3 rRNA genes are annotated in these 5,705 nt (G+C 55.0%); all 3 read right to left on the bottom strand.

Annotation, left to right across the window (positions count from 1 at the left end):
* Positions 1–10 precede the first annotated feature (10 nt).
* Positions 11–127: ribosomal RNA gene (gene rrf / locus HTS88_RS21770) — 5S ribosomal RNA — on the bottom strand.
* A 214-nt stretch (positions 128–341) separates the two neighbouring features.
* Positions 342–3,468, bottom strand: a 23S ribosomal RNA gene (locus HTS88_RS21765).
* Between the two features lie 531 nt (positions 3,469–3,999).
* A 16S ribosomal RNA gene (locus HTS88_RS21760) occupies positions 4,000–5,523 on the bottom strand.
* The 16S, 23S and 5S rRNA genes sit together here, the layout of an rRNA operon.
* Positions 5,524–5,705: the final 182 nt, after the last annotated feature.

Raw genomic sequence — 5,705 nt, 5'->3', positions numbered from 1 at the left:
TTTAATGTGTGTCCGGCGGTGACCTACTCTCCCACACCCTCCCGGGTGCAGTACCATCGGCGCTGTGGGTCTTAGCTTCCGGGTTCGGAATGGGACCGGGCGTTTCCCCCACGCTATGACCGCCGTAACCCTTGTACCCGTCCGCCCGGGTCTGATGCCGGGGGTGGGAAATCTTTGTGGTTACAACATTGTGGTGTTGTTATTCAGTTGTGTTCCTGTCGCAACGTGCCCGTGGCGGGTTTGTTGGTTGGGAACCACATAGTGGACGCAAGCAGTCTTGTTTTTTCTTTTTACCCTCTCCTGGTGTGAACGTCTTTTGAATCCGTTCACGAAAAGGGTGTGTGGTGTAAGTTATCGGCCTATTAGTACCGGTCAGCTTCACGAGTCGTTAGTCCTCGCTTCCACATCCGGCCTATCAACCCAGTGGTCTGGCTGGGGGCCTCTCACACACAAGGTGTATGGAAATCTCATCTTGAAGCGAGCTTCCCGCTTAGATGCTTTCAGCGGTTATCCCATCCGAACGTAGCTAATCAGCGGTGCACTTGGCAGTACAACTGACACACCAGAGGTTCGTCCGTCCCGGTCCTCTCGTACTAAGGACAGCCCTTCTCAAATTTCCTGCGCGCGCAGCGGATAGGGACCGAACTGTCTCACGACGTTCTAAACCCAGCTCGCGTACCGCTTTAATGGGCGAACAGCCCAACCCTTGGGACCTACTCCAGCCCCAGGATGCGACGAGCCGACATCGAGGTGCCAAACCATGCCGTCGATATGGACTCTTGGGCAAGATCAGCCTGTTATCCCCGAGGTACCTTTTATCCGTTGAGCGACGGCCATTCCACAATGTACCGCCGGATCACTAGTCCCGACTTTCGTCCCTGCTCGAGATGTCTCTCTCACAGTCAAGCTCCCTTGTGCACTTACACTCGACACCTGATTGCCAACCAGGCTGAGGGAACCTTTGGGCGCCTCCGTTACTTTTTAGGAGGCAACCGCCCCAGTTAAACTACCCATCAGGCACTGTCCCTGACCCGGATTACGGGCCGAAGTTAGATGTCCAAAGTGACCAGAGTGGTATTTCAACGATGACTCCACCCGAACTGGCGTCCGGGCTTCAACGTCTCCCACCTATCCTACACAAGCCACTCCGAACACCAATACCAAACTATAGTAAAGGTCTCGGGGTCTTTCCGTCCTGCTGCGCGTAACGAGCATCTTTACTCGTACTGCAATTTCGCCGAGTTTATGGTTGAGACAGCGGGGAAGTCGTTACTCCATTCGTGCAGGTCGGAACTTACCCGACAAGGAATTTCGCTACCTTAGGATGGTTATAGTTACCACCGCCGTTTACTGGGGCTTAAATTCTCAGCTTCGCCTTGCGGCTAACCGGTCCTCTTAACCTTCCAGCACCGGGCAGGAGTCAGTCCGTATACATCGTCTTGCGACTTCGCACGGACCTGTGTTTTTAGTAAACAGTCGCTTCCCCCTGGTCTCTGCGGCCCCGATCCCCTCCACACCGCAAGGGTGTATCAAGGTTGGGGCCCCCCTTCTCCCGAAGTTACGGGGGCATTTTGCCGAGTTCCTTAACCATAATTCTCTCGATCGCCTTAGTATTCTCTACCTGATCACCTGTGTCGGTTTGGGGTACGGGCGGCTAAAACCTCGCGTCGATGCTTTTCTCGGCAGCATAGGATCACCAAATCCCCCCAAACGGGGGTCCCATCAGATCTCAGGCATCATGAACAGCGGATTTGCCTACCGTTCGCCCTACATCCTTAGACCGGGACAACCATCGCCCGGCTTGGCTACCTTCCTGCGTCACACCTGTTAATACGCTTGCCTCCCAGGATCAGGTCCTGCGCTCCACCAAAACCCTCACACCACAAGGGCGATCGGGCAGGTCTCGGGCAGTTAGTATCCCCTGTTCAGCATGGGCGGTTTTTCGCCGGTACGGGAATATCAACCCGTTGTCCATCGACTACGCCTGTCGGCCTCGCCTTAGGTCCCGACTTACCCAGGGCAGATTAGCTTGACCCTGGAACCCTTGATCATTCGGCGGACGGGTTTCTCACCCGTCTTTCGCTACTCATGCCTGCATTCTCACTCGTGTAGGCTCCACCGCTGGTTTACACCGCGACTTCACCGCCCACACGACGCTCCCCTACCCATCCAGACGCCTGAACCACAAGGGCTTAGCTAATATCTGAATGCCACAACTTCGGCGGTGTACTTGAGCCCCGCTACATTGTCGGCGCGGAATCACTTGACCAGTGAGCTATTACGCACTCTTTTAAGGATGGCTGCTTCTAAGCCAACCTCCTGGTTGTCTTCGCAACTCCACATCCTTTCCCACTTAGCACACGCTTAGGGGCCTTAGTTGGTGGTCTGGGCTGTTTCCCTCTCGACTATGAAGCTTATCCCCCACAGTCTCACTGCTGCGCTCTCACTTACCGGCATTCGGAGTTTGGCTGACGTCAGTAACCTTGTAGGGCCCATTAGCCATCCAGTAGCTCTACCTCCAGCAAGAAACACGCAACGCTGCACCTAAATGCATTTCGGGGAGAACCAGCTATCACGAAGTTTGATTGGCCTTTCACCCCTACCCACAGCTCATCCCCTCCATTTTCAACTGAAGTGGGTTCGGTCCTCCACGACGTCTTACCGTCGCTTCAACCTGGCCATGGGTAGATCACTTCGCTTCGGGTCTAGATCACGCCACTGCAACGCCCTATTCAGACTCGCTTTCGCTACGGCTGCCCCACACGGGTTAACCTCGCGACGTAACACTAACTCGCAGGCTCATTCTTCAAAAGGCACGCCGTCACCAGAATCAGACTGGCTCCGACGGATTGTAAGCACACGGTTTCAGGTACTGTTTCACTCCCCTCCCGGGGTACTTTTCACCTTTCCCTCACGGTACTGGTCCGCTATCGGTCATTAGGGAGTATTTAGGCTTATCAGGTGGTCCTGACAGATTCGCACGGGATTTCTCGGGCCCCGTACTACTTGGGATACTCATCCGGGCGGTACACAACATTACGGTTACGGGGCTAACACCCTCTCTGGCCGGCCTTTCAAGACCGTTCACCTATGCCTGCACATCACACCCCACTGCCCCGGCAGAGACAGTACGGAAAGTCCCACAACCCCGACCATGCAACGCCCGCCGGCTATCACACATGGAACGGTTTAGCCTGATCCGCGTTCGCTCGCCACTACTAACGGAATCACTATTGTTTTCTCTTCCTGCGGGTACTGAGATGTTTCACTTCCCCGCGTTCCCTCCACGCACCCTATGTGTTCAGATGCGGGTCACCAGGCAACTCGCGCCCCTGGCGGGGTTTCCCCATTCGGACACCCTGGGATCACAGTCCGGTTATCGACTCCCCCAGGCTTATCGCAGATTCCTACGTCCTTCTTCGGCTCCTAATGCCAAGGCATCCACCGTGTGCTCTTAAAAACTTGACCACAAAAGATCAAAAACGCTAATTTTCGAGAGAACCACAGAAACCAACCACACCCAACAACACCACCCCCAAAAGGATGACACCATCACGCGCAGCCAGATCCAGGTTCATATTCTTGGAAATTGCTTCTTATAAAAGATGCTCGCGTCCACTATGTAGTTCTCAAACAACAACCCCGTACCACACACCCCACACACACAAACATGCATGATCGCTGCAGCCAGGAAACCAGAAACACACAAACCCGCAACCCCCACCCCCACAAAAAGAAGGGGCAAGACATCACGGCCCTGTTGCCTCAGGACCCAACAGTGTGCCAAACACTAAACCACCCATCCCACACCAGCACCCTTCCAGGAACCCCCACAAAGGAAGGAACCGTACTAAGCACCGGAAAAGACCGGCAGCCGCTATTCGCTGATATTCCACCCTTGAGCACCCGCCGCAGAACAATCGTCTGCGCAACGGGCTGTACTCCTGACAAACCCCCGCACCGCATACACGGCACGAACAATCTGTAGGTGCTCCTTAGAAAGGAGGTGATCCAGCCGCACCTTCCGGTACGGCTACCTTGTTACGACTTAGTCCCAATCGCCAGTCCCACCTTCGACAGCTCCCTCCCACAAGGGGTTAGGCCACCGGCTTCGGGTGTTACCAACTTTCGTGACTTGACGGGCGGTGTGTACAAGGCCCGGGAACGTATTCACCGCAGCGTTGCTGATCTGCGATTACTAGCGACTCCGACTTCATGGGGTCGAGTTGCAGACCCCAATCCGAACTGAGACCGGCTTTTTGGGATTAGCTCCACCTCACAGTATCGCAACCCTTTGTACCGGCCATTGTAGCATGCGTGAAGCCCAAGACATAAGGGGCATGATGATTTGACGTCGTCCCCACCTTCCTCCGAGTTGACCCCGGCAGTCTCCTATGAGTCCCCACCATCACGTGCTGGCAACATAGAACGAGGGTTGCGCTCGTTGCGGGACTTAACCCAACATCTCACGACACGAGCTGACGACAACCATGCACCACCTGTAAACCGACCGCAAGCGGGGCACCTGTCTCCAGGTATTACCGGTTCATGTCAAGCCTTGGTAAGGTTCTTCGCGTTGCATCGAATTAATCCGCATGCTCCGCCGCTTGTGCGGGCCCCCGTCAATTCCTTTGAGTTTTAGCCTTGCGGCCGTACTCCCCAGGCGGGGCACTTAATGCGTTAGCTACGGCGCGGAAAACGTGGAATGTCCCCCACACCTAGTGCCCAACGTTTACGGCATGGACTACCAGGGTATCTAATCCTGTTCGCTCCCCATGCTTTCGCTCCTCAGCGTCAGTTAATGCCCAGAGACCTGCCTTCGCCATCGGTGTTCCTCCTGATATCTGCGCATTTCACCGCTACACCAGGAATTCCAGTCTCCCCTACATCACTCTAGTCTGCCCGTACCCACCGCAGATCCGGAGTTGAGCCCCGGACTTTCACGGCAGACGCGACAAACCGCCTACGAGCTCTTTACGCCCAATAATTCCGGATAACGCTTGCGCCCTACGTATTACCGCGGCTGCTGGCACGTAGTTAGCCGGCGCTTCTTCTGCAGGTACCGTCACTTTCGCTTCTTCCCTACTGAAAGAGGTTTACAACCCGAAGGCCGTCATCCCTCACGCGGCGTCGCTGCATCAGGCTTGCGCCCATTGTGCAATATTCCCCACTGCTGCCTCCCGTAGGAGTCTGGGCCGTGTCTCAGTCCCAGTGTGGCCGGTCACCCTCTCAGGCCGGCTACCCGTCGTCGCCTTGGTAAGCCATTACCTCACCAACAAGCTGATAGGCCGCGAGTCCATCCAAAACCACAATAAAGCTTTCCACCCCCCACCATGCGATGAGGAGTCATATCCGGTATTAGACCCAGTTTCCCAGGCTTATCCCAGAGTTAAGGGCAGGTTACTCACGTGTTACTCACCCGTTCGCCACTAATCCAGGAGCAAGCTCCCATCATCGTTCGACTTGCATGTGTTAAGCACGCCGCCAGCGTTCATCCTGAGCCAGGATCAAACTCTCCGTTGAAGTAAAACAGACACAACCCCCAGCCCCGGGAAAACGGGACAAAAAGGCTGCACAAAATTTGAAACCAGCTGTAAAAACCAGACCACCCACAGGGGCGGACGATCCAGTCAATTCAACCAATCACTAAAACAATTGGTATCAACAAACTTGGCACACTATTGAGTTCTCAAACAACAGACACA

The sequence above is a fragment of the Pseudarthrobacter oxydans genome (assembly GCF_013314975.1).
Taxonomy (GTDB): Bacteria; Actinomycetota; Actinomycetes; order Actinomycetales; family Micrococcaceae; genus Arthrobacter; species Arthrobacter oxydans.
This window is presented reverse-complemented; position numbering and strand designations above follow the sequence as displayed.